The organism is Deltaproteobacteria bacterium, from assembly GCA_016218975.1.
Lineage (GTDB): Bacteria > Desulfobacterota > Deferrimicrobia > Deferrimicrobiales > Deferrimicrobiaceae > JAENIX01.
Map to the genome: position 1 here is coordinate 1 of JACRCO010000044.1, position 4,303 is coordinate 4,303.

General features: G+C 60.7%; 4 protein-coding genes. All 4 read right to left on the reverse strand.

Annotated features, from left to right (window positions below; genetic code table 11):
- Nucleotides 1-866 (reverse strand): sigma-54-dependent Fis family transcriptional regulator (locus tag HY896_06170; protein ID MBI5575934.1); only part of this gene is annotated, 866 nt, incomplete at its 3' end.
- On the reverse strand, nucleotides 866-2,362 hold the full coding sequence (locus HY896_06175; GenBank protein MBI5575935.1) for a HAMP domain-containing protein: 1,497 nt from the start codon (nucleotides 2,360-2,362) through the stop codon (nucleotides 866-868). The genes HY896_06170 and HY896_06175, both read right to left, overlap by 1 nt.
- A gap of 28 nt (nucleotides 2,363-2,390) precedes the next feature.
- Nucleotides 2,391-3,323, reverse strand: coding sequence for a cytochrome c3 family protein (locus HY896_06180; protein ID MBI5575936.1), 933 nt, complete (start codon nucleotides 3,321-3,323; stop codon nucleotides 2,391-2,393).
- Nucleotides 3,320-4,210, reverse strand: coding sequence for a 4Fe-4S binding protein (locus HY896_06185; protein ID MBI5575937.1), 891 nt, complete (start codon nucleotides 4,208-4,210; stop codon nucleotides 3,320-3,322). The genes HY896_06180 and HY896_06185 overlap by 4 nt, the downstream gene beginning before the upstream one ends.
- Between the last annotated feature and the right edge of the window lie 93 nt (nucleotides 4,211-4,303).

The following is a 4,303-nucleotide window of genomic DNA, read 5'->3' on the forward strand; positions in this document are numbered from 1 at the left end:
AGGTTCCTGTTCGTCGCGGCGATGATCCGGACGTCGACCGGTATCTTCCGGTTCCCGCCTACGCGCCGGAACGTCCTGTTCTCGATGAGGCGGAGGATCTTCGCCTGGAGGCCGGGCTTCATGTCGCCGATCTCGTCCAGGAAGACCGTGCCGCCGTTCGCGATCTCGAAGAGGCCCTTCTTGGTCGCTTTCGCGTCGGTGAAGGCCCCCTTCTCATGCCCCATCAATTCCGATTCCAGCAGCTCTTCAGGAAGAGCCGTGCAGCCTATGGGAATGAACGGCCGGGCGGCCCTGCTGCTCTCGTAATGGATTGCCTGCGCCAGCAGGTCCTTGCCCGTCCCGCTCTCGCCCTGTATAAGGACGGTGGTCGCCTCGGAATTCGCCACCCTCCGGGCGATTTCCATCACCTCCATCAGCTTGCGGCTGGTCCCGACGATCCGATGGAAGCCGTACTTCTTCACCGCTTCCTTGCGATGATATTCGACTTCCTGGCGGAGCTCGTGCCGGTCCAGCGCGTTCTGCGCGATGACCCTCAACCGGTCGAGGTCGAACGGCTTGCTGACGTAGTCGTGCGCCCCGAGCTGCATCGCCTTGACTGCGGTCTTGAGGTCATCGGTAGCGGTGACCATCACCACCGTGGCGGACGGATCCATGGCCTTCAGGCGGCGAAGGACTTCGATTCCGTCGATCCCGGGAAGCGTAATGTCCAGGAATACGAGGTCCGGCATCTCGTCCGCCGCCTGCGCAAGCGCTTCCTCGCCGGTCTCCACGGTGGAGACGATGTGGCCGTCCTGGGCCAGCGCCTGCTGGATCGACCAGCGTATGATCCGCTCGTCGTCCACGACAATTATCCTTGATCGCGCCATCAGAGTTTTTCCTTCGGCAGGAATACCGTGAAGATCGCGCCCTTGCCTTCCTCGCTCGCGGCGGTGATCCACCCGTCGTGCAGGTCGAGGATCTTACGCGTCATCGAAAGGCCGAGGCCGGTCCCTGCCTCCTTTGTCGTGAAAAAGGGCTGGAATATCCTTCCGAGCCGGTCGGCAGGAATCCCCGGGCCGTCGTCGACCACTGCGGCCATGACGAAACGGGAGCGGTGCTTGACGTCCGGAACGTCCGCCGGCACTTCAGAATAAGTACGGACGGTCAGGGCGCATCCGTCCGGCTTCGCCTGGAGGGCGTTGAGCGCGAGGTTCAGGAAAACCTGCTTGATCTGCTCCTGGTCCATTTCGATTTCCGGCATCGACGGGTCGAACTCCCGCGTGATCCGCGCCCGTTTCCCTTCAGTTATCTGCGTGACGAGGAAAAGCACCTTTTCGATGACGTCGTTCAGGCTGGCCTTCGTGAACCGCGGCTCGGTGTACCTGGAAAAGTTCAACAGGTCCCTTATCGTGTTGTCCAGGCGTTTCATGAGCGCCATCATTTCGTCGAGGATCTCGCGCTTGGGGTCGCCCTCGGGGAACTCCAGGGAGAGGATCTGCGCCGCCCCGTAGATTCCGGCGAGCGGGTTCTTGATCTCATGCGCGATGCCCGCCGCCATTTCCCCCAGCGACGCAAGCCGGTCGGCCCGGACCATTTGACGGTGATGGAACCTCTCTATCTCGGCCTGGGCTTCCGAAAGCTTTCGGATCATTTCGTTGAAACTGATTCCCAGGCGGCCCAGCTCATCCCCGCTCCGGACTTCCACCCGTCCATCCATATTGCCTGCTTCGATGGATGCCATCGTGTCCGCAAGCCTGGCGACCGGCGTGGATACGAACCGCCTCAAGAGGAAGGCCGTCAACGCCGAAGTGAGAACGATCGCAAGCGCCGTGAAGGAGAGCATCAGTATGCCGTTGTCGGCGATCCTCTTCTCGGTCTCTTCCATGGAAAGGCATACGTCCAGGACACCCAGCACGCGGATATCCGGGTGATGGCAGCGCTGGCAGGCAGGCTCGTTCTCCACGGGCTCCACCATGCAGAACGAGCGGTGGCCCGTGTCCGCGCTCTGGAAGGGAGTGCTCCTCTCCGGGCTCCGGTAGACGGAGTAGTCAAGCTGGTCGGTCGGCATCCCGACCTCCGATGCTTTCGCGGAGTAGAGGATGCGGCCCTCTTCGTCGAACACCCTCATTTTCTCCACTCCCGGGAGGGAGCCTACGGTCTGGAAAGTCGATGACAGCGACGCGATGTGCCCGCTTTCCATCCCGATGCGGATCGTGTTTTTCAACGCCCGCGTAAGCAGGATCGCCTGGTTGCGTGTGGAATCGAGAGCCTGACGGGACTGGATTCGAAATGCGATATAGGACGACGTTCCGAAGATGGCCGCCAGCACCAGGCTTATGGACAGGGACATCTTGAAGAACAGCTGGCTTGGGAAAAATCGCATCGTTCGCGTTTATCCCGTCAAAGGCGGGTCATACGGGGTGGCACGTCCTGCATAATTCCCCCTGGTCCTTTCGCAACAGGCGCCGCTCGGGGGCCTGGTGCGGAAGATGGCATGCCTGGCATGCAAACTCCGCGCTGTTCCTCGGAATATCGGGGGGGACCCGGACGACTACCTGGCGCTTTCCGCCGGGCCCAAACGGATGATGGGAGTGCAATTTTCCATGGCATCCCAGGCAAAGATCGTTGCCGCCGCGGACCAACTGCCGCGGGACGACGCTCGCGTGCGGGCTGTGGCAGCCGGTGCACTGCCGTTCCTTCACCGGCAAATGGACGGAGGCGGTTTCCGGCTGCGGATCGTGGCACTCGAGGCATCCTTTTTCGAGCTTCTGCAGCTTCGGGCGGACGGCGAAATGGGGATCGTGGCACCCTGTGCACTCTCCCGCGGCGACCGGCGAGTGAACGTATTTTTTCTTCCCTTCATCTTTTTCGAAATTGTCGTGGCATGCGTAGCACGCCTCTTTCTGCTCCTTCACCTTGAGCTTCATCCCGTCCACCGAATGGCATCCCTCGCAGCCGTCGTCCAGCGCGGGGTGGAGGCGATAGGCCTGGAATTCGATGGCGGATTCCTCTCCTTCCGGAAGAACGCGGACCCGGTCCCCGCCCGCTTTCGGATCGAGGTAGACACGGATCCGTTTCCCTCCGACGTTCAGCAGGTTGACGCCGGGATTCAGGTCCACCTGCCCGCTTTGCAGGCTGTTCCCTTTAAGCGGATCTTTGATCTCACCGTTGACCGTTACGGATGCGGGACCGCCGACGGGACGGAATGCGAAAATTTTCATCTTCCCGTCCCTCGCCAGCGTAAGGTCCGGCGGGAACAGGACGGTAATATCCCCGGCGGCCGCCGTCGGCAGCGCAAGGATCATGAGGAGCAGCAGATGAGGGAACCACTTCGCTGTTTTCACCGTGACAATACCTCCTCCAACCCCCCCGGCCCATGTCCTCCACCCGCGGGCGCGGCAAACGGGTTTTTATGCAAAACGGTCGTCAGTTTCAGGCTCGGGCAGCGCGTGCAGTCGAGGCAGCGAAGGCAATCAGGGTTCGTCGGGTTGCGGTCGGGGCGTATGTCGACGGGACATATCTTACGGCACTTCCCGCACTTCGTGCAGGTGTCAGGGTTCCACGCAAGCTGAAGAAAGCTGGATTTGTTGAAAACGGAAAAGATCGCCCCCAGCGGGCAGATCGCACGGCAGAACGGGCGCTTGACCATGATCGACGTCGTCACGAAAAAGAGAAGGATGCCGATCTTCACCCAGAAGAGGTAACGGATCATCGAGCGGACGTTCAGGTCGAAGGTGACCCATGTAAGGCCGCCGATCAGCGTCCCCATGGGGCACAGCTTCGAAAACCAGTTTTCGTGGGTGATATAAGGAATAAGGAAGACGAGGACGGCAAGTACGACATACCGGATGTACCTCGTCCAGACAGGTATCTGTACCTTCCACGTTCGGAACTTGTACAGAAGATCCTGGAGGAACCCGAACGGGCAGAGCGTGCCGCATGTCATCCGCCCCACCGAAGCGCCTACGAGTGTAAGCGTACCAGCCCCGTAGAAAGGGAAGTTCCCCGTCACCATGAAATGTTGAAGCGTACCTATCGGACAGGAGAACAACGCCGATGGGCAGGCATAGCAGTTCAGCAGCGGGGAGCAGACGCTTTTCAGCGATCCCTGGTACAACGCGGGGGAGACCTTGAGCGCCCCGTCCACTATGGCAAGGGAGAAACCCTGGAGATATGAATTCGGCAGGAACGTGCCCAGCGCCTGGAAGATCCGCCGCTTCAGGAATTTCACGGGATCACCCGACCCCGATGCAGGACAGTCAAAGCATCGCGGCGTTGAACAGGACCTCGCCGATCTCGTCCCGGAAGATACCGTACACGAACA

Bases quoted from the DNA above. Each gene is read 5' to 3' on its own strand.
- HY896_06175 (MBI5575935.1), bottom strand. From the start codon at position 2,362: ATGCGATTTTTCCCAAGCCAGCTGTTCTTCAAGATGTCCCTGTCCATA.